Annotated in this window: 19 protein-coding genes; 7 read left to right on the top strand and 12 right to left on the bottom strand. The window is 70.7% G+C overall.

Annotated elements, in window-relative coordinates; genetic code table 11:
• Positions 1–195 precede the first annotated feature (195 nt).
• Both ACIBBB_RS05755 and ACIBBB_RS05750 read left to right on the top strand, forming a co-directional pair.
• Positions 196–960: a chitinase gene (locus tag ACIBBB_RS05755; protein ID WP_398979106.1), complete on the top strand. Its 765-nt coding sequence runs from the start codon at positions 196–198 to the stop codon at positions 958–960.
• Between the two features lie 110 nt (positions 961–1,070).
• Entirely contained in the window at positions 1,071–1,976 is a 906-nt protein-coding gene (locus ACIBBB_RS05750; RefSeq protein ID WP_398979104.1) for a serine hydrolase, read from the top strand.
• 231 nt (positions 1,977–2,207) lie between these two features.
• Here ACIBBB_RS05750 and ACIBBB_RS05745 read toward each other — a convergent pair whose 3' ends face one another.
• The 7 genes from ACIBBB_RS05745 to ACIBBB_RS05715 form a co-directional block, all read right to left on the bottom strand.
• Positions 2,208–2,846, bottom strand: coding sequence for an NAD-dependent epimerase/dehydratase family protein (locus tag ACIBBB_RS05745; RefSeq protein ID WP_398979102.1), 639 nt, complete (start codon positions 2,844–2,846; stop codon positions 2,208–2,210).
• A 133-nt stretch (positions 2,847–2,979) separates the two neighbouring features.
• Positions 2,980–3,336, bottom strand: a complete 357-nt coding sequence (locus tag ACIBBB_RS05740; RefSeq protein WP_398979100.1) for a PRC-barrel domain-containing protein — start codon at positions 3,334–3,336, stop codon at positions 2,980–2,982.
• Between the two features lie 163 nt (positions 3,337–3,499).
• Positions 3,500–4,687 carry an ROK family protein gene (locus tag ACIBBB_RS05735; RefSeq protein WP_398979098.1) on the bottom strand — a complete coding sequence of 396 codons (1,188 nt, stop codon included), beginning with the start codon at positions 4,685–4,687 and terminating at the stop codon, positions 3,500–3,502.
• A gap of 367 nt (positions 4,688–5,054) precedes the next feature.
• On the bottom strand, positions 5,055–8,354 hold the full coding sequence (locus ACIBBB_RS05730; RefSeq protein ID WP_398979096.1) for a PQQ-dependent sugar dehydrogenase: 3,300 nt from the start codon (positions 8,352–8,354) through the stop codon (positions 5,055–5,057).
• A gap of 101 nt (positions 8,355–8,455) precedes the next feature.
• The gene (locus tag ACIBBB_RS05725) at positions 8,456–9,424 is read right to left on the bottom strand and encodes a sugar phosphate isomerase/epimerase family protein (protein WP_398979094.1); all 969 of its coding nucleotides are present in this window, start codon (positions 9,422–9,424) and stop codon (positions 8,456–8,458) included.
• A 361-nt stretch (positions 9,425–9,785) separates the two neighbouring features.
• Entirely contained in the window at positions 9,786–10,739 is a 954-nt protein-coding gene (locus tag ACIBBB_RS05720) for a hypothetical protein (protein WP_398979092.1), read from the bottom strand.
• Positions 10,740–11,270: 531 nt separating this feature from the next.
• Positions 11,271–11,693 (bottom strand): winged helix-turn-helix transcriptional regulator, encoded by a 423-nt coding sequence (locus ACIBBB_RS05715; RefSeq protein ID WP_398979090.1) that lies wholly within the window; start codon positions 11,691–11,693, stop codon positions 11,271–11,273.
• A 119-nt stretch (positions 11,694–11,812) separates the two neighbouring features.
• Between ACIBBB_RS05715 and ACIBBB_RS05710 the strand changes: the two genes are divergently transcribed.
• The 5 genes from ACIBBB_RS05710 (at position 11,813) to ACIBBB_RS05690 (ending at position 15,892) form a co-directional block, all read left to right on the top strand.
• A complete protein-coding gene (locus tag ACIBBB_RS05710) occupies positions 11,813–12,673 on the top strand; it encodes an SDR family oxidoreductase (RefSeq protein WP_398979088.1) in 861 nt (286 codons plus the stop codon).
• 191 nt (positions 12,674–12,864) lie between these two features.
• Entirely contained in the window at positions 12,865–13,878 is a 1,014-nt protein-coding gene (locus ACIBBB_RS05705) for an MDR family NADP-dependent oxidoreductase (protein WP_398979086.1), read from the top strand.
• Positions 13,879–14,089: 211 nt separating this feature from the next.
• Positions 14,090–14,857, top strand: coding sequence for an NPP1 family protein (locus ACIBBB_RS05700; RefSeq protein ID WP_398979084.1), 768 nt, complete (start codon positions 14,090–14,092; stop codon positions 14,855–14,857).
• Positions 14,858–14,935: 78 nt separating this feature from the next.
• Positions 14,936–15,244 (top strand): hypothetical protein, encoded by a 309-nt coding sequence (locus tag ACIBBB_RS05695; RefSeq protein ID WP_398979082.1) that lies wholly within the window; start codon positions 14,936–14,938, stop codon positions 15,242–15,244.
• A gap of 99 nt (positions 15,245–15,343) precedes the next feature.
• Positions 15,344–15,892: a hypothetical protein gene (locus ACIBBB_RS05690; RefSeq protein WP_398979079.1), complete on the top strand. Its 549-nt coding sequence runs from the start codon at positions 15,344–15,346 to the stop codon at positions 15,890–15,892.
• A gap of 108 nt (positions 15,893–16,000) precedes the next feature.
• On the opposite strand, the gene ACIBBB_RS05685 is transcribed toward ACIBBB_RS05690, so the two are convergent.
• From ACIBBB_RS05685 to ACIBBB_RS05665, 5 genes are read right to left on the bottom strand one after another with little or no spacing between them, the layout of a single operon-like run.
• Positions 16,001–18,826: a hypothetical protein gene (locus tag ACIBBB_RS05685; RefSeq protein WP_398979076.1), complete on the bottom strand. Its 2,826-nt coding sequence runs from the start codon at positions 18,824–18,826 to the stop codon at positions 16,001–16,003.
• Positions 18,823–19,935, bottom strand: coding sequence for an AAA family ATPase (locus ACIBBB_RS05680; RefSeq protein ID WP_398979074.1), 1,113 nt, complete (start codon positions 19,933–19,935; stop codon positions 18,823–18,825). Before ACIBBB_RS05680 ends, ACIBBB_RS05685 begins: the two co-directional genes overlap by 4 nt.
• A gap of 12 nt (positions 19,936–19,947) precedes the next feature.
• The gene (locus tag ACIBBB_RS05675) at positions 19,948–21,375 is read right to left on the bottom strand and encodes a VWA domain-containing protein (RefSeq protein ID WP_398979072.1); all 1,428 of its coding nucleotides are present in this window, start codon (positions 21,373–21,375) and stop codon (positions 19,948–19,950) included.
• Positions 21,372–22,790 (bottom strand): hypothetical protein, encoded by a 1,419-nt coding sequence (locus ACIBBB_RS05670; RefSeq protein ID WP_398979070.1) that lies wholly within the window; start codon positions 22,788–22,790, stop codon positions 21,372–21,374. Before ACIBBB_RS05670 ends, ACIBBB_RS05675 begins: the two co-directional genes overlap by 4 nt.
• On the bottom strand, positions 22,760–23,263 hold the full coding sequence (locus ACIBBB_RS05665) for a hypothetical protein (protein WP_398979068.1): 504 nt from the start codon (positions 23,261–23,263) through the stop codon (positions 22,760–22,762). Before ACIBBB_RS05665 ends, ACIBBB_RS05670 begins: the two co-directional genes overlap by 31 nt.
• Positions 23,264–23,700: the final 437 nt, after the last annotated feature.

The raw sequence follows: 23,700 nt of genomic DNA, 5'->3' as shown, positions 1-23,700 counted from the left end.
CGGGTGCTCGGCGGGACATGAGCGGTCTCCGTTCGCCTAAAGAATTGGTATGGACCTTTCCAGGGAGGGGTGGCTGCCCGTAGCCTCTGCGCGGCGACGTCCGTGTAACCGGCCTGTCCTGGGCGGCAGTTGTGGACGAGCGCCGGACCCATGAACGCCTGTCCCCCACACACCGTTCAGGAGTGAAGCCCAGTGTTGAGAAGAGGCACCACGGCCGTCATGGCCGCCCTGCTGCTGGTCTGCGGTCTGCTCGTCGCCGCGCTGCCGGCCGCCGCACAGTCCTCCCGGAGCGAGAGCGGCCAAGGCGCGACGGGTGAGGCGCGAGGCGCGCACCACAAGCCGCGATTCGTCGTCAGCGAGGCCCAGTTCGAGCGGATGTTCCCGGACCGGGACCCGTTCTTCACGTACGACGGCCTCATCGAGGCCACCGAGGCGTACCCCGGCTTCGCGAAGACGGGCAGCCGCACGACCCGCAAGCAGGAAGCGGCGGCCTTCCTCGCCAACATCAGCCATGAGACCGGCGGGCTGTTCTACGTGGTGTCGCAGAACCCCGACATGTACCCGATCTTCTGCGACGACACCCAGCCCTACGGCTGCCCGGCCGGGCGGGACGCCTACTACGGGCGCGGCGCGATCATGCTGAGCTGGAACTTCAACTACAAGGCGGCGGGCGACGCGCTCGGCCTGGACCTGCTCAACAATCCGTGGCTGGTCGAGACCGATCCGGCCGTGGCCTGGATGACGGCCCTCTGGTACTGGAACACCCAGTCCGGGCCGGGCACGATGACCGGGCACGACGCGATGGTGGACAAGAAGGGCTTCGGGCAGACGATCTGGAGCCTGAACGGATCCGCCGAGTGCAACGGCGGCAATCCCGCGCAGATGGAACACCGGGTCGAGCTGTACAAGCAGTTCACGCGGGTGCTGCGCACCGCGCCGGGCCGCGATCTGACCTGCTGAGAAGGCGAGTGACCGCTGCCCGACCCGGTGGTTCGCCGGGTCGGGCAGCGGTGTCTCTGTGACGATACGCACGTTGCCTTCGCGGCCCCGTATTGCCTAATGTCCGATTTGTGCTTCGAATCCCGAGACTGTCGCAACTGGCCGCGGCCGCGCTCGCCCTCGCGGTGACGGCGTCGGGCGCGGCCTTCGCCACGACCCAGACGTCCGACGGGCCGGCGTCCGGCCGGCCGGCTCACGCCGTCGCCTCGTCGTCGGCCGGAGTCGACGGCGCGATGCGCGCGGCGCTGGACGCGCTTCCCAAGGGTGACGGCCGTTACACCGTCGCCGTCGAGGACCTCGACGGCGGAAACGCGGCTGTGTACGGCGCTGGCACCGGCGCCTACGACACCGCGAGCATCGTCAAGGTCGACATCCTCGCGGCCCTGCTGCTCGACGCCCAGGACAGCGGAGCGCCGCTCACCGCGAAGCAGAAGAAGCTGGCCGCCGCGATGATCCGCGACAGCGACAACGACGCGACGAACGCGCTGTGGAAGACCATCGGCGAAACGGACGGCCTCGACGCCGCCAACAAGCGTCTCGGCCTGAAAGCCACCCACGGCGACCGGGACGGCCACTGGGGCCTGACCCGCACGACGGCGGCCGACCAGACAGTGCTCCTGGAGGCCGTTCTCGGCGACGCCCACTCCCCGCTGACCACGCACTCCCAGGCGTACCTGCGGTCACTGATGACCACCGTGAAGGCGGACCAGCGGTGGGGGATATCCGCCGCCGACGGCAAGGGGGCCGCCGCCAAGCCGCCGCTGAAGAACGGCTGGCTGTCACGGAGCGCGACGGGTCTGTGGGACGTCAACAGCATCGGGCGCGTCGAGTACGGCGGCCACACGCTGCTGGTCGCGGTCCTGTCCGACGGACAGCACACCTACCGCCAGGGTGTCGACCTGGTGGAGCGTGCCGCGGCGACGGCCGTGAAGGCCTTCGTCAAGGCGGAGACCAGCGACGTTCTGCCGAAGGCGTAGGGCCTGTCCGGCGGATCTTCGCGGGCCCGGGACGCCTGCCAGGGCACCTCGCTTCGTTGTCTCCAGTCGTCCCCGGTACGTCCGGCCCATCCGCAACGCCGATCCTCCGCCTCGCGATGCACCGCAGCAGCCGTCCCGGGCTGATCCACGAAGATCCGCCGGTCAGGCCCTGGGCCGCTTCGGCGTACGAGGTCCGTCCGTTCTACTGGGACATCGCGTCCGTCGCCGCCGCTACGCGTCGGCCTTGAGCAGACCGAGCCGGAGCAGGCTCTCCGCCGTGGCCGTGACGGTGTCCGCGCTGGAGCGCGGGTTCCAGCCGAGAACGCGCCCTCCACCCTCCTCGGCCATGAAGTCCCAGGCCGCGCGCTCGGCCAGCGTCTTGGACTTGATGTAAGGGGCGATGTCGTTGTCGACCCTCGTCCAGTCGTCCTCCGTGAAGGGCCGGTCGGTCTGCGGGTGGCCGTAGCCGACCGCGCCGAACGAGGAGGTGACGACCACCCGCCGGACACCCGCGTCGCGGGCCGCGCGCAGTACCCGGAGCGTCCCCTCCCGTGCGGGCACGATCAGGTCGTCCTCGTTCTCGGGCCGTCCCGGCGGGAAGGGCGAGGCGACGTGCAGGACGTAGTCGCAGCCCGCCGTGGCCTCCGGCCACCCCTCGTCCGACGTCAGGTCGGCGACGGCGAAGGACACCGCGTCCCCGGGCGTGACGCCCGTGGCCTCGACGTGTTCCCGTACGTCGCTCTCCCGCGCCGGATTCCGCACGGTGGTGCGTACGCGGTAGCCCTGCTGGAGCGCCTGCGCGATGCAACGGGTGGCGAGGAACCCGGATCCACCGGTCACCAGGACCGTCGTTCTGCTGTTGTCGCTCATGTCGTCCTCTGCTGTGCCTCGTGAAACGTGCGTTGCCGTATGTCTCACGCTAGGTCTGACCAGCGGATTCGTCCTGTCCCCGCGACTACCGGGCTGGGCGGCGAGGCGCGCTCCCCGGCGCCGGCGCAGGCGGTCAACGGCGGGCGAGCTGGCGCTCGCCGCTGGGGCCCGGCTCGTAGGGCAGGTCGTAGTGGGAGAAGACCGCCTTCTCGTCCTCGACGGGCAGCACATCGTCCGTACCCATGGACGGCGCCTCCTTCACGACCGACTTCGCGTAGTTGACCCTGACGTAGCCCGGCCCCACGACGGCCCCCGAGAGCGGGACGAAGACCAGGCGGTGCCGGGTCGGCATGCCGATCAGCACCGTCGCCACGGAAGGCTCGTCCGTACGGGTGTCGACGTAGACCGCCTCCAGCGAGCCGATCTTGCGCCCGTCGGAGTCGACGACGTCCTGCGTACGCCATTCGCGGATGTCCACGGAATCGATCATGTCGGCTCTCCTCCTCCGGTGGCCCTCGCGATCGGGCTCACCCGTGCGTGTACTCCGCCCGGCTCCGGATCATGGTGACCGACGGCGCGGGGGGCGGCCACTCGGAAGCGCCAGGGGGACGACGCGGGCGACGCGAAGGCGCCCGGACGGGTGGGGGGCCCGGTCAAGCCGCTCCGGTGCGGGACTCCCCGCCGTACGCGAGTTCGCTCGCCAGCAGCGCCGCGCCCACGACCCCCGCGCGCGGCCCCAGTTCGGACATGACGATCGGCAGATTGCCCGTGGCCAGGGGCAGTGAGCGTTTGTACACGACGCTGCGGATCTCGGCGAGCAGCGGATAGCCGAGCCCGGTCAGACCGCCGCCGATCACGATCATCGACGGATTCATGAAGCTGACCAGAGTGGCGAGCACCTGTCCGACCCGGTGGCCGCCGGCCCGGACGAGGTTGACGCTCGTGTTGTCGCCGCCGTCCGCGCACTCCGCGACATCCAGGGCGGTCAACACCCCGCGCCCGGCGAGCCGTTCGGCGAGCGCGGGCGACTGGCCCGACACCGCGGCCGCTGTGGCGTCCCTGGCCAGCGCCACCCCGCCGAAGTACGCCTCCAGGCAGCCGGTGTTCCCGCAGGAACAGACAGGCCCGTCCGACTCGGCCTCCACCTGGACATGCCCGATGTCTCCGGCGCAGCCCTCCGCGCCCCGGTAGATACGGCCGTGGTGCTGCATACCGGAGCCGATACCGCTGCCGATCTTCACGAAGAGCAGATGGTCGACGGTCCTCGCGACCCCGCTGTGCTGCTCCCCGAGAGACATCACGTTGACGTCGTTGTCGACCACGACCGGGCAGCCGTGCTCGCGGGCGAGGGTGTCGCGTACGGGAAAACGGTTCCAGCCCACCATGATCGGCGGCGAGACCGGGACTCCCTCCCGGAACGAGACCGGCCCCGGCAGCCCGATGCCGATGGCGTCGAGCCGCGTGTAGTGCCCCTGGCCGGCCATCTCGCGCAGGAGTTCGCTGACGCGGCCGAGCACGGCGACCGGCCCGGAGCGGATGTCGGCGGGCTCGGAACAGGAGGCCACCGGTGCGAGCGCGCCGTCGGTGATCTCGATGTCGACGGAGCTGGCCCCCAGATCGACGGCGGCGAACCGCAGGCCGGGGTCGAGCTGTACGAGGGTGGAGCGCCGCCCGCCGCGCGACGCGGCGGGTCCCGCCTCCACGACCCGCCCGGCCGCGACCATACGGTCGAGTTCGCCGAGCAGCCGCGGGCGGGGAACCTCCAGCCGGTCCGCGAGCTGGGCGCGCGACAGCGGGCCGTTGTCCCGCAGCAGACTCAACACGCGGTACTGGATGCTCACGGGCTCACTTCCTCTGGACGCCTATGTGCGGCTGTCGGGAGTCGTCACGGGGCCGGTACGGGGGCGCCGGCACCGTGACGCCCGGCAAGGCTCGTGCTCGCGGGTGGCGGGACCGTGCGTCTGCCGTCTGCCGTCTGCCGTCAGTCGTCCGCGTACGGTCGGTTCGGCCGTCCCGACCGCGCGGCTGACGCGCGGCCTCGGACAGCGCTAGGTGTCAGACACGCCCTTGGGCAACTTTTTCACAGAAGACCGAAAGTTGCCGCCGTCTTGACGGAACCCGCTTCACCATCGCCCCACACCGGCGACGGAGTCCGGGCACGGAACTGCCCCGCCCGGTGAGGGCGGGGCAGTCCTCCCTGTCCCGGCGTCAGCCGGTGGCGCCTCCCTTCAGCGCCCGCGCGTCCCGTGCCAGGGCCGCACCCGCCGCACTGTCCGGCACCAGAGCGGCATCGGCCGTGTAACCGGCGAACGACTCCAGCACGGCCGCGGCCTGACTGGTCCGGCCCGCGTCGGCGTGCGCCTCGGCCTGACCGAGCCGTACGGTCAGCCGCTGCTGTCCCTGCGCCGTGACCAGGCCGTCGGCCCGCAGTTTCGTGATCAGCGCGCGGATGTCCGCGTAGGAGGTACGGGTGGTGAAGGCCACCGTCTTCGTGGTCGTGTTGCCGGCCTTGTCGCGGGCCCTGACCGTGAGGTCGTGGCTCCCCAGAGGCAGCCGCCACAGCTCCAGCGCCTGGCCCGAGTTGACGGCCTTGCCGTCGACCGTGGCCGTGGTGGTGGCGGTACCGGAGACCGCGTCCGCGGCCGAGAAGACCGGCGTCGGGCGCTCGGAGTCCCCGTAGACCCCGTCGGCGTCGAGACCGGTGGCCGTCACCGTGGGGCCGGTGCGGTCGATCCGTACGGTGAGCGAGCCCACCTCGGAGACGTTGCCGCCGTTGTCGGTCGCCCGGTAACGGACGGTCGTGGCGCCCTCCCGGGACAGCGTGACGGCCGCGTTGGCGGACTGCCACGTCGCGCCCTCGTCGATCGAGTACTGACGGGTGGCGACCGTTCCGTTGTCCGTCGCCGCGACCGACAGGGACACATTGCTGGTGTACCAGCCGTCGTCACCGTTCGGCCGGGGCGGGTTGAGCGTGGCGGTGACCTTGGGCGCGGTCTTGTCCGCGACGCCCGCGCCCTGGAAGGTCAGCGAGTCCAGTTCGACACCGCCGGAGCTGGTGACGAAGACCTCGCCCGTCCCGGAAGGGGCGTCGTCCAGCGCGGTGGTGACGGTCCCCCAGCCCTCGCCGGCCGGTACCGGCACCGTCGCGAACGGCTCCGCGTCCGCCGAGCCCCAGCGCAGCGCCAGCGTACCGGCGCCGCTCGCACGGGTCTTGACCCCGTTGATCCCGGCGAACGCCACCGGGTCGTACGCGATCCAGTCGCCCGCGTCGAAGGAGGTCACCTTGCGCTGTCCGGACGCCGTGGTGTCGTCCGTGATCGTGACACCCTCCGCGGAGTCGTAGTGCTCGCCCTGCGTCAGTGCCGGGTTGAGCACCACCTGGGCGTCACCGGTCGCCGCCGGCACGCCCCCCGCGCCCTTGTCGGTGTAGGTGATGCCGAGGACGCCGAAGACGTTCTCGGTGTCGCCGTGCCCCGCGTCGGCCGGGGTCGCGACGCCGCCCGTGCAGCCGGTGCCGCTGTTGACCGGGTGCCCGTGCTGGTTGTGCCCCAGACCGAAGGTCCACGCGGCCTTGGCACAGTCCGGCGTGGTGCCGTCCTCCGGGTCCTCGACGGCGATGCCGTACGGCACGGCGTCACCCCAGTTGAAGAACCCGCCGTCGGGGGGCGAGGTGATCCGTACCGTCGGCGCCGTGTTGCCCACGGTGATCTGACGGCTCGTCAGCCCGAACTTCCCTTGCGGGTCGGACACCTTGAGCCGGGCCTGGAACTGTCCGTTCTCCGGGTACGTGCGGTTCACCGTGGGTCCGGTGGCGTCGAAGGTCCCGTCGCCGTCGAGGTCCCACTGGTAGGTGAGGTCGCCGTTCTCCGGGTCGCTGGACCCGGTGGCGCTGAAGGAGACCTCCAACGGGGCCTGGCCGGACGTCTTGTCGGCCTTGATCACCGCGGTGGGAGCCTTGTTGCCCTCGGCGTAGTCGATCCGGTAGAGACCCGCGTCGGGGTTCTGCCGGAAGAAGCCGTCGCCGTAGTCGAGGACGTAGAGCGCGCCGTCGGGGCCGAACTCCAGGTCCATCGGGTTGTCCCACTGCGGGATGCCGTTCTGCGCGCGCTCGCTGTTGGGCAGCACGTTCTCCAGCTTGCTCACCGGGCCGTCGGGACCGTCGAGCGTGAGCGCGGCGACGTAGTCCTGGGAGAACTCCGCCATGAACGCCTTGCCGTCCCAGTACTCCGGGAACTTGCCCGGCGAGGGGTTGTCCGCGTCGTAGTGGTAGACCGGACCGCCCATCGGGGCCTGACCGCCCGGACCGCCGGGACCGCGGAAGGCGGTCAGCTCGGGCCACGGCTGGTCGGTGTCCCTGTCGCCGTACCAGAGCGTGGCCGGCGCGGACGCGGGCAGCTCGGTCAGGCCGGTGTTCCAACGCGAGTCGTTCACGGGAGCCGCGCAGTCGAAGGCCGGGCCGGGTGTGAGGGTCGCGAAGTCGAAGTCCCGGTAGGGCTTGGTGTTGTCACCGGTGCAGAACGGCCAGCCGCTGTTCAGGGGCTTGGTCGTGGTCTGCCACTCGACGTACCCCATCGGGCCGCGGTTCGGGTCGGCCGTACCGGCGTCGGGGCCGTAGTCGCCCCACATCACGGCGTCGGTCTTCTGGTCCACCGCCAGCCGGAAGGGGTTGCGCAGACCCATCACGAAGATCTCCGGCCGGGTCTTGGCCGTGCCCGGCTCGAAGAGATTCCCCTCCGGGATGGTGTAACCGCCGTCCTCCTGGACGTCGATCCGCAGGATCTTGCCCCGCAGGTCGTTGGTGTTGCCCGCGCCACGGCGCTCGTCTAGCCCCGGGTTGTAGCCGGCCGCGTCGTTGATCGGCGTGTACCCGTTGACGTTCGGGCCCGACGCCGGGGTGTTGCCGCCGGTCGCGAGGTAGAGGTTCCCCTTGCTGTCGAAGTCCACGTCACCCGCGACATGGCAGCACTGGCCACGGTTGGCGTCGACCCGGATGATCTCCTGCGCGGTGGAGAGATCGAGCTTGTCGCCGGTCCACTTGAAGCGGGTCAGGGTGTCGTACCCTTCCCACTGCTTCCAGTACGCGTCGGTCTGCCCGGCGGGCAGCGTCTGCGGCGCGGAGCCGGGCGGGGTGTTCAGCGGCGGAGAGTAGTAGAGATAGACCCACTTGTTGGTGGCGAAGTCCGGGTCGAGAGTGACCGTCTGCAACCCCATCTCGGAGTTCTGGTACACGTCGACGTGGTTGACGACCTTCGTGACACCGGTACCGGGGTCGGTGAGCCGGACGTCGCCGTTGCGGGCGGTGTGCAGGACCCGGTTGTCGGGCAGCACGGCGAGGTCGATCGGCTCGCCGGTGTCCTTCGTCAGGGTGACTTTCTCGTAGTTCGACCAGTCCAGGGCGTGTTCGTGGCCCGGGTGCGCCTGGGCGGCGGGCGCGACGGCCACACCGCCCAGCGCGGGCAGTGCCACGAGCAGGACCCCTGTCATCAGGCGTCTCAGGGTGCGGTGCACGGTGATGCGTCTCCTCGGTCGCTGGCGGTAAGGAGCGGATGGAACACACGAGGCACCCCCGCGCGCGGAGGCGCCTCGCGTGCTTTTCGGGGGAGGCTCGCTCAGCCGAGGAGTCCCTTGAGCGCCGTGAAGCTGCGCTCCGCCGCGCCGAGCGAACCCGGCGGATTCGGCAGGGTGTTGGGCGCGGTGTCCTGCTCCCAGATGCCGACGTGCGAGGCGCGCGGCCCGATGTCGCGGATGAACTTCTCGTACGGGAGGTCGCCGGCGCCGAACTCGACGATGTCGAAACCGTTGGCGTTCGCCGAGTTGGCGTCGCCGTCCTTCATGTGGAACAGCGGGTAGCGGTACGGCTGGTTGCGTACGTACGCCGCCGGGTCGAATCCCGGCCAGCGGTACTGGCCCACGTACGCCCAGTAGATGTCCAGCTCCAGATAGACATGGCGCGGGTCGGTGTTCTTGAGGAACACGTCGTACAGCCGGACCGACGGCTGGTCCGTCGCGAACGCGAACTCGCCCGCGTGGTTGTGCTGGTAGAGCTTCAGACCGCGCGCGGTGGCCGCGGCGCCCCAGACGTTGAACTCGTCGGCGGCGGCGCGGTAGCCCGCGACGGTGTTGAGGTTCGACGGCGCGTTGGCCGTACCCACGTGGGGCGTGCCGAGGATCTCGGCGGCGTCGAGCTCACCCTGGAGGTTCGAGCGGAGGTTGCCGATGCCGACGTGACTGCCGACCGCGCGCAGACCGTTGTCGTCGAGCAGCGTGCGGATCTCCGGGAGGGTGATCTGCCGGCCCAGGATGGAGGTGTTCTGGGTGTATCCGGCGAACTCGATCTCCTGGTAGCCGATCCGCGCCAGCTCGGCGAGGACGACGGCGAAGCCGAGCGAACCGACCTTGTCGCGGATGCTGTAGAGCTGGATGCCGATCCGGTCCTTGGGGATGGACAGATTGGTCCGCGCCGGGGCGGCGGAGGCCGCGGTGGCTCCGGTGACGGAGGCGGCGGCGAGGGCGACGGTCGTGCCGGCGGTGGCGCGCAGGAAGTCCCTGCGGTCGAAGGACTTGTGAATATGGCTCACGGTCACTCCTGGGAATGGAGGAGAAGAGGGTGGGACCGGGGCGCGCGCGACCGGAGCTGCTGCTCTGCGGTGCGCGCGCCGCGACGGCGGAGGGGCGGCGTGGCGAGTGCGTCGGCCGTGTTCCGGCCGGTTCGCCGGCGGGAAGGGGAAGAGCGCCGAGCGGTGGGGAGGAGGAACGGCGACGGGGCGGTCGCCGTGTCCTGCCGGGTGCGTCGCTACGAGTGCCGTTGGTGGGGCGGTGGGTGGTGCGGCGGTGGGTGGTGCGGCGAGTGGTGCCTTTGGTGGTGCGTGCGGGTGTGCGGTAGGAGTCGCGCCTGGGGAGGCGCCGGCCGGGTGTTCCGCCGCGGCTGTCCGCCCGGCGTCAGAGGCTGGACTTGCCCGCTTCGCCCGCGTCGGCCCGCGCCGCGTCGGCACGCTCGGCGGCCTTCTCGGCGAGGTCGGCACCACGGTCCTGCGGTGCGGCCCTCTTGGCCGAGGGGGAGGACGACGCGCGGGCGTCGGCGGTCTCTCCGGTGACCTTGCCACGGATACGCGCCGACTCGCCCACGACCAGGACGGGGTTGTTGCCCGTCGCGGTGAGTGCGCCGCGCACGATCGCGTTGTCGAGCACGGAGTTGGCGGTGTTGTCGGTGACCGCGAGGTCGCCGCCGAAGTACGAGGCGCCGGTGCAGCTTCCGAGCAGGCCCTCGCCGCCGATCTGCAGAATGTCGGCGTTGCCCGCGTACTTGGCGGCGCCGTACACCTCGCTGGCGCAGAACACGCCGCCGAGGGTGTTGCCGTTGACGGTGAGCGCGCCCTTGACGGTGGAGTCGTACACGTCGGTGTACTGGTTGCCGTCGCCGGTCACCGAGCCGGTGAGGGTGCTGCCGGAGACGTACAGCTCGCCGGCCTCGCTGCTGATGTTCCCGCCGACGGTCGAGTCGACCGTGTAGAGGAATCCCTCGGTGGCGTCGACCGACTTGAGGGTGCTCTGCTCCAGGTGCGCGCCGAACGCGGACTCGGTGGTCAGCGTGCCCTTGACGGTGGTGTCGGTGAGGTCGAGATAGGCGTCCTCCTCGACGGTGACCGCGCTGTTGAAGGTGGCTCCCGCCGCCACGAGGTCGGCGCCGGCCTCGACCGTCACCGTGCCCTTGACTCTCGTGCCGGTGAGGGTGCAGGACTTCCCGGCCGGTACGACCAGGTCGTTGCTGACGGTCACGGCCCCGCCGTCACCGACGCAGGTGGTGTAGAGAGCGGCCTGGGCGGAGCCGGAGAAAGCCACCAGGCTCCCGGATGCCACCAGTGAGGCCGTGGCGATGAAAGTACGGATCTTCATGTCGCTTCCCTTCCGCTGCGGTCACGGCAGAGTCGGTGACCCGGCCGGTTTCCCCGTCGTCCGACGGGGGTTGCTGCACGGTGCGTGAGCGACGACCGCCGTCACGGCGGTCGCGCGGCGCCTCGTGACGGGCGGTGGCCCGGCCATGGGGGGAGAGACGTGGAAAGACTCGTGGGGTCAAGGGCGTTCGAGGGAGCGCCGATCGGCTGCGGTGTTACCGCGACGAAACACATGTCTCGGTGGGCCGAGACATTAGAGCGCCGCGTGTGGGCTGTCCAGAGGTTTGGTACGAATCTCTAGAACTTTCTGATGATTCATCAAAAGGTGTGAAGGATTGATGGAGGGGGGCGATGAAGCGTCCAGAGGTGGCGGAGTGCGCGCAACGTCGTGGCCGGGCGGGGCGTGGCGCGGCGGGGCGGGGCGGGGCGGGGCGGGGGGCGCGTTCGCGGTCGCGAAGCGGGCGCGCGGCGCCAACGCGCTTCGGCGGCAGGCGAGTTGCGGTGCCGGTGGGCCGGACCGCCGGGACATGCTCTAGCGGTAGCTCGGCTGCGCCCCGGCCCGGGTCCCGGCCTGCGGTGTGGAAGCGTGTGCCTCGTCGTACGTCTCGCGGGCCGCGAACACCGCGTCCAGCCGCCGCTCCGTCCAGCGCGCCAGCTGCCACACCTGCTCGGCCGCCTCGCGGCCCAGCTCCGTCAGCGAGTAGTCCACGCGCGGCGGGATCACGGGCTTGGCGTCGCGGTGGACGAAGCCGTCGCGTTCAAGGGTCTGAAGCGTCTGGGCGAGCATCTTCTCGCTGACCCCGTCGATCTCGCGGCGCAGCTCGCTGAAACGGTACGAGCGATCCAGCAGAGCCGCCAGCACCAGCACGCCCCAGCGGCTCGTGACATGTTCCAGTACGAGCCGGGAGGGGCACATCCGCCGGTTGACGCTGGGGGAGGAGATGCTTTCGTCCATTCCGGTACCTTACTTCAAGGTGGGTACTTCCTCGGAGTTAGTGCGATACATATCGTTGGTCGGGCGAGTTACGAAGTATCGCCAAGCAGGACCAATCATATGAAATGGGTAGCCACCTCATGAGCATCGTCGTCACCGGAGCGACCGGACACCTCGGCCGTCTCGTCATCGAATCCCTCCTGACCGCCGACGTGCCGGCCGGTGGGATCGCCGCTGTCGCGCGGGACAGCGAGAAGGCCGCGCCCCTGGCGGCGCTCGGTGTCGAGGTACGGATCGCCGACTACGACAGCCCCGCGACACTGACGGACGCCTTCCGGGCGGGCGACCGTGTCCTGTTCATCTCCGGCGACGAGGCCGGCCGCCGCGTACCGCAGCACACCGCCGTCATCGACGCCGCGCGGGCGGCGGGCGTGGCGCAACTCGCGTACACCGGCGTACTCGGCGGCCCCGACGCCGACTTCGAACTGGCCGCCGACCACAAGGCCACCGAGCAGCTGATCCTGGACTCCGGGCTGCGGTACACCTTTCTGCGCAACGGCTGGTACACCGAGAACTACACCGAGAACCTGGCCCCCGTGCTGGAGCACGGCGCAGTGGTCGCGGCGGCGGGCGAGGGCCGCATCGCCGCCGCCGCCCGTGCCGACTACGCGGCGGCGGCAGCCGCCGTACTGACCGGCGAGGGTCATCTCGACAAGGCGTACGAGCTCAGCGGCGACACGGCGTGGTCCTTGGCCGAATACGCGGCGGAGCTTTCGCGACAGACCGGGCGCACGATCGTCTACGACAACGTCCCCGGCGAGACGCTGCTGGGCATCCTCACGGGAGCCGGAGTGCCCAAGCCGATGGCCGCGATCCTCCTGGGCGTGGACACGGCCATCGAACGCGGCCTCCTGGCGGGTACGACGGGCGACCTCTCCCGTCTGTCGGGCCGGCCCACGACCCCGTTGGCCCAGTCGGTCGCGGAGGCTCTGAAGTCCTGACCACGCCGCTCTGTCGACTCCGTCCGGCTCGCGGGGAGTTGGGAGTTGGGAGTTCGAGCCGTCACTCGAAGGGGTTCTTCCGGGAATGCGAGGGGCGGTGAACGCGCCAGGTTCGCCTGGGAGTCGCCCGTGACACGGGCGTCGCGTTCTAACGTCGTCACGACACGCCGTCCCCGTCCTGAGGAGTCGCGATGACCGCCGCTGTCCCTGCCACCCACGGCGAAGTGTGGCTGCGTGCCCGGCCGGACGGGCTGCTCAGCACCGATCACTTCGAGGTGGTGCGGGTACCGGTCCCGGAGGTGACGGCAGGACAGGTGCTGGTGCGCAACCGGCTGATGAGCGTGGCCGCCGTCATGCGTACCGTGCTTCAGGGCGGTTCCGACCTGCCCATCCCGGTGGCCGCGCTGGGTGAGCCGTTGTGGGCGCCCGCTGTCGGGGAGGTCGTGGCGGCGCCGGGCGGGGAGCTGGAGCCGGGCGCTGTCGTGACCCACGGTCTGGGCTGGCGTGAGTACGCGGCCGTGGATGTGGCGGATGCCGAGCGCGTCGACCCGTCCGTCCTCCCCGACGAGGCCGCGTACCTCTCCCAGGCGGTGACCGCGTGGATCGGCGTCGTACGAGGCGGTGAAGTACGGCCCGGGGACACGGTGTTCGTTACCGGCGCGGCGGGCGGTGTCGGGACGATGGCCGGTCAGTTCGCGCGGCTGCGCGGGGCCGGGCGGGTGATCGGCAGCACGGGCTCCCGGCTCAAGGGTGCCTATCTGGTCCGGGAGTTGGGGTACGACGCCGTCGTCATCCGGGGAGCGGGCCCGATCGAGGAGCAGTTGCGCGAGGCGGCTCCGGACGGCCTCGACGTGGTCTTCGACAACGTCGGCGGCGAGCAGCTCGTCGCGGCGCTGGCGGTGGCCAGGCGCGGCGCGCGCGTGGCACTGGTCGGCGCGCTGTCCGGCCAGTTGGCCGGCGGGTTCACGGCGCCCGTCGGGATCGACACCGGCTCGCTCATCGTGCGGGGGATCACCCTGCGCGGCACATCGGCCAGTGATCATCTGGACGCGATCCCCGAGGGCATGCGGGAGTTCGGGCGTGGCCTGCGCGAGGGCACCGTCGTCTTCCCGCACGCGCGGCTGTCGGGCATCGATCAGGCGCCCCGCGCGCTGTGCGAACTGCTCGAAGGACGCCATACGGGCGCCGTACTCGTGGAGTTGTGACCGGGGAGAGCCGGAGTGCGTCCGGCGGCGGCGCCCCGGGCACCGTGGCCCGCCGTGCGGCTCCGCCTCAAGTCACCCACCCCCGCTATTGGTTGATCTTTCATCGCGCTGACACCTCCTGACGCTCGGTATGTCGACAACGGCCGAGAGGGTGATCCGAGCATGTCAAAATGACCGACGCCCCCACGTTGTGGTCGATCAGGAGGACGCAGTGAAGAAAACCTCGCGCATCCGGAATGTCTCACTCACCCTTGGCAGCGCCATCGCGCTCGTCATCGCATTTCCCGGTAGCGCGCTCGCCGATCCCCCCAGCGCCCTTCCCGCCAACGCGGACGGGCTGGAGCAGACATTCCAGCCGGCGTTCGACTACGACACGGACGGCTGCTACCCCACTCCGGCCATCGGCCCTGACGGCACCATCAACCCGGGCCTCAACCCGAGTGGCGCCCTCAACGGCCAGTGCCGCGACTCCTGGGACCTCGACAACACCAACGGATACTCGCGCAGCAAGTGCAACAACGGCTGGTGCGCCATCATGTACGGCCTTTACTTCGAGAAGGACCAGGCCGTGATCGGCAGCGGGCTCGGCGGGCACCGTAACGACTGGGAACATGTCGTGGTGTGGGTGCAGAACGACCAGGTGCAGTACGTCTCCACCTCCGCCCACGGCAATTTCGACATCCACACCCGTGACCAGATGCGGTTCGACGGGACGCACGCCAAGGTCGTCTACCACAAGGACGGCGCGGGGACGCACGCCTTCCGCGCGGCGAACAGCAACGACGACCCGCCGGAGAACCACCACGGCACCTGGCAGTTCCCGAGGCTCGTCGGCTGGAACGGCTACCCGGCCGGCCTGCGCGACAAGCTGAGCCAGGCCAACTTCGGCAGCGCCGTCTTCGGCCTCAAGGACGGCAACTTCAACGGCCATCTGGTGAAGGCCAAGCCCGCCGGTATCCCGTTCGACCCCAACGCGTGACGTGAGCGGGCCGGGGATGCGCGAAGCGTGTGAGGCGCCACGCCACCCCCGGCCCGGTCGTTGCTCCACCCTGCCGATTTGAGCGAAGAGCGGCACCGGCCCGGCGCGGTGGCCCGGATACTGGCCGCGCTCTCGCCCGGCAGCGCCGTCGGCGGACTGGCGAACGGCGGACTGGCGACGGCGCCGTCTCCGGGCGGTCGGCCGCCCGGACGAGGCTCACCGTCATCTGTGCGGCGCTCGGCGCCGCGCCGGCGGCGGGGCTCACTCCGCTTCGTCCTGGTGGCCGTACCGGCGCTGGTCTGCCCCGCCGTGACGCTTCGCGGCAGCAACCGGCCGGTCCCGGTGACCGAGCGGACTGGGGGCGACAGCGCCGGTCAGCCCTCGTGAGCCGTTCGCGACACCCGGTGGTACCGGAAAAATGCCCAGGATCGCGGCACCGGTCGGGGCTACTCTCGCCGCACTCCGAGTGCCACGAGAGGACCCCTGATGAGCCGCCCCCTTCTCTATCTCGATGTGGACGGCCCGTTGAACCCGTACGCCGCCAAGCCCCATCGGCGCCCGTTCGGCTACACGACGCACCGGATGAAGCCCGAGGGCTGGATCGCCCAGCACCCGGGCATGCCACGGACGACCGTGAGGCCCCTGCGGGTCTGGCTCAACCCCGACCACGGGCGCCGGCTCCGGGAGCTCGCCGGGCTGTACGACCTGGTGTGGGCCACCACATGGGGGAGGGAGGCGAACGTGTTCATCGGGCCCGTTCTCGGACTGCCCGAACTCCCCGCGGTGGACTGGCCGGTGATGCACGCGGCGGGACCGGAGGAGACGTTCTGGAAGACGCGTGACCTCGTCGCGTACGCCACCGGCAGGCCCTTCGCCTGGGTCGACGACGAACTGGGCGACGCCGACCGGGCCTACGTCGCCGCACACCACGAGGGATCAGCGCTCCTGCTTCGGATCGACCCACGGCTCGGCCTGCTGGACCCCGACTTCCGGGCACTCGACGCCTTCGCACGCACGCTCGGGGGCCGGACTTGACCTGACTAGTCGAGGCGGCCCCGGGGCGCGGGTGACCTTGTGGGAGCGGGGTCGTGCCGGGCCCCGGCAGGGCCCGGCAGCGTCCCCCGGCGGCCGATCGGCCGGGCGTCATGGGCCTGCCAGCAGCACCTCCAGCGCCACCGCCGTATCCGGGTGGCGGCCGGTGAGCACCGCGCCCGGGGGGACCGGAGCGGCCCTCGTCCACTCACCCCCGTAACCCAGCAGACCCGCGACCGCGTCGCACGCCCCGGGGTACGCGGCGAGCAGCGCGGCGCCCGTGCCCGTGCCCGCGCCTCCGCCGTCGGTGCGGGCCGATCGGTGCGTGGCCCCCGCGTCCGGCGACTCCCGCCAGGGCGGTACCCACGCGTCCAGCGCCGCGAGCCGGCCGGGGAAGATCCGTCCCGCCTCCCGGATCAGCAGCGGTGCCAGATCGGCGCCGTCGGAGCGCAACGTGCTGATCAGGGTCGGCAGCCACGGCAGCAGCACCGGATCCGGCAGCCGTGCGAAGGCGTTGGACACCGCCTCCACGACGAAGTCCGCCAACTGTGGGACAGGCTCCAGCGCGTGCAGGAACCCGCTGAGGTAGCGAGGGTAGGCAGGCACCACCAGAGGGTTGCCGAGCAGTTCGTCGCACCGCGCACGCAACTGCGCCCGGGACAGCTGACCGAGCTGCACCTGAGCCGCCCACAGCAGCGCCAGCTTGGCCGGCTCCCGCGGATGCGACTGCGCGAACGCGAGCTCCAACTGCGTCCGGTCGCAGCCCAGCGACAGCGCCAGACTCTCCATGCTGAACAGGAAGCCCAGCGTCGCGGCCACCTGCCGGACGGTCGCGTCCTCGTCGGTGAACGCCGTCGGCAACAGGGTGCAGTAGTGCGCGTAACCGGTCTTGACGAAGGACTCGATCCACGGCGGCAGTACCGGCTCACTGGTCCGGTAGTACGCGAGCAGCCGGCGCACCCGGCGCAGCACCTCCGGCGCGCCGTCGACACCGCGCTCGGTCGCCAGCACCTCCAGGGCGCGCGTACCCAGTTCGTCGGCGAGGCGGCGGCTGCGCAGATACAGCGTCGCGTCCTCGACCGCCTCCAGGACGACCGCCGCGGTCGCCTGCGGGTCGTACGCCCGGCGCCGAAGACGCTGCTCCAGGACCTGCTCGATGCTGACGCCCTCGTAACCGAGCTCGATCAGCGCCCGCTGATGCGTGCCCAGCGCCAGGTCCCACGACTCCTGGATGGGCTGCTCGCCCAGCCGCCGTTCGCCCATGATCGCCCGCGCGGCGCCCCACGGCAGCAGATGGCGCAGCATCCACAGCACGTCGGAGCACCGCCCCAGCTCCGGATTCGCGGCCATGTCCAGCAACGCCCGCTGCACACCGCGCTGCTGGAGCTTGAGATTCAGCGGCGCGAGCCGGTCGTGCACGTCACGCGCCAGCGGCGGCAGGGCGTCGTACCCGACCTGTCCGATCCGGTCGCCGCCCATCATGATCTCGACGATGCGACGTACGTCGCGCCGGCCCGGCACCTTGTCCTTCTCGATGCAGGTGATCGCCGCGTCCTGGAAGTCGTACGGCGTCGGCCTGGCCCGGTCGCGCATACCGGCCAGCAGGATCGACGTCTCGAACACGGCGATGGCGTCGGCGGTGGAGGCGAGATAGCCGTTGCGGCGCGCGGCGCGCACGATCTCCACCGACCAGCCGAGCAACTCGGCCTCGTCCAGCGGATCGAGGACGGGCGCGCGCCGCAGGAAACCGGACAGCCTGTCCGACAGGGTGTCCGGGGCCTCGGGGAGGGCCGGGACCGCGGCTTTCGCGGGCTTCGCCGCCGCCTTCTTCGCACCCGCCTGCCCCACGAGCCGGAACGGCTGGACCCGCGTCCGTTTGAGGTTCTTCGCCCACTGGGTCGCCGCGATGGACACCGAGCCGGCGGCGAGGCCGAACTGCGCCTCGATCGCCGCGTGGCTGGAGGGGATCAGACCGTGCTGCCACACGCTCGCACTGGGCGGGCTGATCGCGAAGGTGTCGGCGCCGTCGACGCCGAACTCCGCGACCCGGCTGGCCGCGTGGAACGCGCCGCAGACATAGAGACAGTCCCCGGGATCGCTGCCGGACGCGGCGAGATGCTCGCGCATCCTGGTCCACATGTAGCGTTCGCGGTCCTCGTCCACCCGTACCCGGTCCTCGTCGCCGGGCGCCAGTCGCCGGAAGAGGCTGCCGATCAGCAGCATGACTTGCCGATAGGTGTCGTGATCGCTGTCGCCGAGCGGCAGCTCGACGTACTGGTGCCACCACTCCGACCAGTGCCGCACCCGGCCGTGGCGCAGCAGATGCTCCTCCAACTCGGCGAAGCGCGGGCGAAGGTCGCCGATCTCCACGCCGACCGCGTCGCCGTGCAGCCCCGCCTCCTCCTCGGCCGGCCCGGTCCCCGGATCTTCGGGTTCCGCCGACTCCGTCCCGGTCGCCTGCCACTGGAACACATGGTCCGAGGAACGGTCGACAAGGACCAGCTCCACGCCGGGCGTGTCCAGCGCGTAGGCGATCGCCTGATACTCGGCCGACGCCTCGGTGATCGGTGCGACGACCGACAGCGGCGCCCAGTCGGCGGGGAAGCCGTCGACCTCGCTCGCGAACGCCTGGACCGCCACCGGAAGTCGGCAGTTGCGCAGCTCGGACAGGAGCGGAGCCATGTCCTCGCACAGCTCCAGATACACGACCTTCGGCCGCTTCTCCCGCAGCCGCCGCGCCATGGCGATCGCCGAGGCCGGTGAGTGGTGGCAGACGGGGAAGATCTCCAGCGGTTCGCGCACCGCGCGGTCGACGTCGTCGACGATGCCGAGGAGGATGCCCTCCAGCGCCTCCGGCCCGTCGGCCAGCGACGTGGCCGCCTCCTGCAACTGCGTGCGCAGTGCCTCGAAGGCCGTCCCCTCCCGCACCGCGCTCATGAGAGGGTGGCGATCGCGTCCCGACCGCCCTCCAGGAACTCCGGCCAGGACCCGCCCTTTTCCTTGCTGCGCGGCTCCACGACGCCGTGCAGGTACTTGTTGAGGATGGCCAGGTCCTCGGGCTCGCGCCGCGCCAGCGACCCGACGAGCGAGGAGGCGAGGGCACGGGCCGTCAGCTCGCGCTCGCCGAAGAAGTTGCTGTGCAGGATCGCGTCCTCCAGTACGCCGATCTGCTCGGCGCTCGACAGCGCGGACTCCAGCTTCTCGTCGTCGCTGCCCGCGGCCGCGGCGGAGGCGCGCAGATCGGCGAAGCTCTGGAGCAGCACGTCCAGCAGAGTGGGCGGCACGTCCAGATCGATCTGGTGACGGCGCAGCAGTTCCTCCGTACGGAAGCGGACGATCTCCGCCTCGCTCTTCCTGTTCGTCACCACCGGGATGCGGACGAAGTTGAACCGGCGCTTGAGCGCCGAGGAAAGATCGTTGACGCCCCGGTCGCGGCTGTTGGCGGTGGCGATGACGGAGAATCCGGGCTTGGCGAAGACGATGCTGTCGCTGTCCAGCTCCGGGACCGAGATGTACTTCTCCGACAGGATCGAGATCAGGGCGTCCTGGACGTCACTCGTGGAGCGGGTGAGCTCCTCGAACCGTCCGATCGCACCTGTCTCCATCGCGGTCATGATCGGCGAGGGGATCATCGACTCGCGCGACTGGCCCTTGGCGATCACCATCGACACGTTCCACGAATACTTGATGTGATCCTCGGTCGTGCCGGCGGTGCCCTGCACCACCAGGGTCGAGCTACGGCATATCGCGGCGGACAGCAGCTCGGCCAGCCAGCTCTTCCCCGTTCCCGGATCACCGATCAGCAGCAGGCCGCGGTCCGACGCCAGTGTGACGACGGCGCGCTCGACCAGGCTGCGATCGCCGAACCACTTCTGCGGGATCTCCCGGTCGAGACCGTCGGAACGCTCGGACCCCAGGATGAACAGACGGACCATCTTCGGCGAAAGGCGCCAGGAGAACGGCTTGGGACCGTCGTCGACCGACTCCAGCCAGTCCAGCTCCTCGGCGTACTTGGTCTCGGCGGGGGCGCGCAACAGGTCAGACATGACGGGGCCTTTCTAAGCGAGAAACGTCTTGAGTTCGTGGACGAGCTTGCGTATGTGACCGGAGATCACCGGCGTGCCGAGTGCCTTGAATCGCTCCCGGAACCAGGGGTTGACCTCCTGGCGGCCGGAGCTGGTCACCGAGCCGACCGGAATGAACTTCACCCCGGACCGGTGGACCGCCTCGATGCCCTCGAACAACGGCTGGGAGCGGTCGAATTCGTAGAAGTCCGAGATCCACACCATCACGGTGTCCCGGGGATCGGTGATCTTCGGGAGCGCCATCGCCATCGCGACGGGACCGTCGTTGCCGCCGCCGAGATTGGTGCGCAACAGCGACTCGAAGGGGTCCTGAACCCACGGGGTCAGGTCGATCGCACGGGTGTCGTACGCGATCAGATGGACGTCCACCTTCGGCAGCCCGGCGAAGATCGACGCCAGAATGGTGCAGTTGACCATCGAGTCGGTCATGGAACCCGACTGGTCGACCACCACGATCAGCCGCTGGGGCGTCGTCTTGCGCGCGGTGTGGCGGTAGAAGAGGCGGTCGACGTAGAGCCGTTCCTCCTCGGGACTCCAGTTGGTGAGGTTCTTCCAGATCGTGCGGTCCAGGTCGAGGTTGCGGAACACCCGCTTGGGCGGTACCGAGCGGTCCAGGGCGCCGACCGAGGCCTTCTCCACCTGCGTACGCAGCACCTCGGCGACCTCGTCGACAAAGCGCCTGATGAGGGCCTTCGCGTTGGCCAGTGCCACGCCGGACAGATTGTCCTTGTCGCGCAGCAACTGCTCGATCAGCGACATGCTCGGGGTGAGCCGCGCGGCGAGTTCGGGATCGGCGAGCACCTCGCGCAGGTGCATCCGCCTGACCAGGTCCGCCTCGATGGCGCCCAGTTCCGGACCGATCGTCGGGATCAGCCGGCTCAGGTCCGGTGTCGTACCGCCTCCGGAGGCGTACGGGCTGTCGCCGCGTCCTTCGCCGCCCCGCGCGGGGCGGCCTCCACGCAGCGCACCGGGCTCACAGCCCAGGGCGCGCTCCAGCCAGCCCGCGTCGGACTGCCACCGCGAGAGCTGGTCCGCGGTGACCGTGCCCGAGCCGGACGCGTAGACGTTCAGCAGCACCTTGGACACCAGCGCCGCGCGCCGTACCTCGGCGGGCTGATCACGTGTGTCGGCGCCGTCGGGCTCTGAGCCGGTGGCCTCAGAGGCGGGCACCATCAGACCGTCGAACTCGGCGGCCAGCTCAGGGTGGCGCTGTACGGTCGAGCCCACCGAGACCTTCGGGTCCAGCAACGCCGACGGCAGTCCGATGTCCTCGACGACGGCGAGGCTCGCCGACTCCAGCGCCGCCTGCTCCTCGGGATCGAAGAGCTGGGCGAGGAGTCGCCAGTACAGGACCTGGCGGCGGTTGTCGTGCGAGCTCGCCTCTGTGTTGTCTCCGGTCATTTCCGCAACAGCCTTCCCGCCCGCTCGCGCAGCACCGCCCCGGCGTCGGTGGCGGCCTTCTCGGCCCTGGCACCGGCCTTGTCGGTCGTACCGCCGGCCCAGGCCCCGGCGTGGATCGCGGCGAGCTTCTTCCGTACGGTGGTCTCGACGGCGAGCGGCTGGACGGTGAACTCCCCGGCGTCCCAGCGGAGCAGTCCGACGCACGCCTGTGACACGGCGACGGCCTCGGGGGTGAGCGGACCGGCCGTCGGAATACGGTCGGTGTCCACGGGCAGGCGATGGCCCGCGACCGTGAACGTCAGCCCGTCGTCGTCCTGTTGAGAGCTGTAGCCCTCCAGGAAGACCGGTGCCGCGATCCGCGCGGGATGCCGGTCCAGGGGCGCGGTCGCGGAAACCGAGGCGGTGGACAGCGCGACGCGGGCGGTGGCGAAGGCGTCGGCGGGCGCGCCTGCGCGGGCCTGCGCGTCGCTCCAGACAAGGTCGCCCTCGGCGGTGATGGGCATGTCGGTGAGGTCCATCGAGCGGCCTTCGCTCACGGCCGCCAGGAGCGACATGTGCGGTCGCAGGAGCTGCCACAGGCCGGCACCGACGATCGTGTCGGGCTTCGGTACCGACACGTATCCGCGCACCAGGCGCGACGCGCCACCGTCCGCGGGCTCGAACACCGCGTGCACCTGGGCCTGCACGGCGGTGGCGTGTTCCTGCACGTCGACGCCCAGGGGCAGGAGCCGTCCGGTGACCGTACCGGTCACGGGAACATCAGCCGCGCCGGGAACCGTCAGCACCACCGCCCGTGACCACAGGTCGGCCCAGCGGCGTGCCGGTACGCGTTCCAGCGCGGAGCCGGGGCAGGAGGCGGCGAGTTCGGCGGCGAAGCCGTCGAGGACCATCGCAAGGCGGCGCAGGTCCGGGTGCGGCAGCATCGCGGAGACCACGGCCGCCGCCCCGGAGACCACCTCGTGATCGATGCCCTTCCAGCCGCAGCGCGCCAGGTCGGCCAGCCAGGAACGGGCGGCCGCGAGCAGGTTCGCCGCCTGCCGCGCGGCAGGCTCCGGGACGCTCTCCTCGGCCTGTGATCGGCCGGTCGCCTCCACGACGCGCTCCATCAGCGCGTCGTGGACGGAGCCGTACAGGGCGGTGCGGGCGGCGGCGAGGGCGACGAAGTGCTCCTCGCTCGCGGCGCCGGCCGCCGCTTTCCCCGCCGCCTCGGCGACTCTGCCGGCCAGCGGCGTCCCCGCGACGGCGTCGGCCAGCTCGGTCAGACCGGCGGCCTGGACGGCGTGGGGACGGAGCAGGCCGACGACCAGTGCCCGGTCGAAGGCGTCGACGGCCGCCAGAGCCTCCTCCAGCCCCGCGACGGGCTCGGTCAGCAGGTCGACGCGCATCACGCCACCGCCCTGGTGGGCGGGAACCACTGCATCTCCGGCACCGGCGCGGTGGTCGGGGCCAGTTCCAGATACGCCAGGTGGCGCAGGAACCGGCTGAAGACGGAGGCTGCTGCCGCGTTGTCTCCTCGGGGTGGACCGGTGGCGATCATGGCCACGGCGAGGGCATCCTCGCTCGTTCCCCAGAACTCGGTGTCGAGCCGGAGATAGCGGGCGACGCGCTCGGCGCCGTACTGGAGCGCCGCCTCGTTGACCAGGGTCCGGATGTGTTTGCAGAACCCGCCTCGCGCACCGCCACAGGGACGGTTGTTGTTGGTGCTGCACGCGAACGCGTACGTACCGGCCGCGACCGACGAGACGTAGACCCGCTCGATGTCCGATCCACTGGACACCACACCCTGCACGCGTCCGTCGGCCAGCTCGACGAACGGGACCTTGGCGAGCTTGCGCGGCCGCGCGGGTGGGACCACCCGTGCCGTGCTCGACCTCTCCCAATCCGACACCGCACCATCTCCTTTTCCGCAGGGGGGACTTGGGCGCCGCCAGAACGGCGGAACACGAATGAACCTACTGGCCACCACTGACAACGGTGATCACCTGTCCACAGGGCGACGGCACACGACGGTCCGGAGCGGGCCGGGAGGCCGTACTAGGGTTGCTCGGCATGACCGACCGCGTTCTGCGTCTGCTTCGCACCCGCCCCGATCTGGCCGCCATCGCGGCGTTCCCGTTCAACTTCGACGTCGACCGGGCGCACCACGTCGAAGACGTCCATCTGGCATCCGGGGCGCCGCTGGAGCCGATCGCGGGTGACGACACCGGCGGTACGTACTTTCTCTGCGGGGGTACGGCCGTGCTGTACGCCTCCTCCGAGGGCGACGCGGTGCTGATCGCCGACAGCGTCCGCGATGCGGTGGAGAGACTCGTCCGGCTGCCCTGG

The organism is Streptomyces sp. NPDC051217 (genome assembly GCF_044455465.1).
Classification (GTDB): domain Bacteria; phylum Actinomycetota; class Actinomycetes; order Streptomycetales; family Streptomycetaceae; genus Streptomyces.
This window is presented reverse-complemented; position numbering and strand designations above follow the sequence as displayed.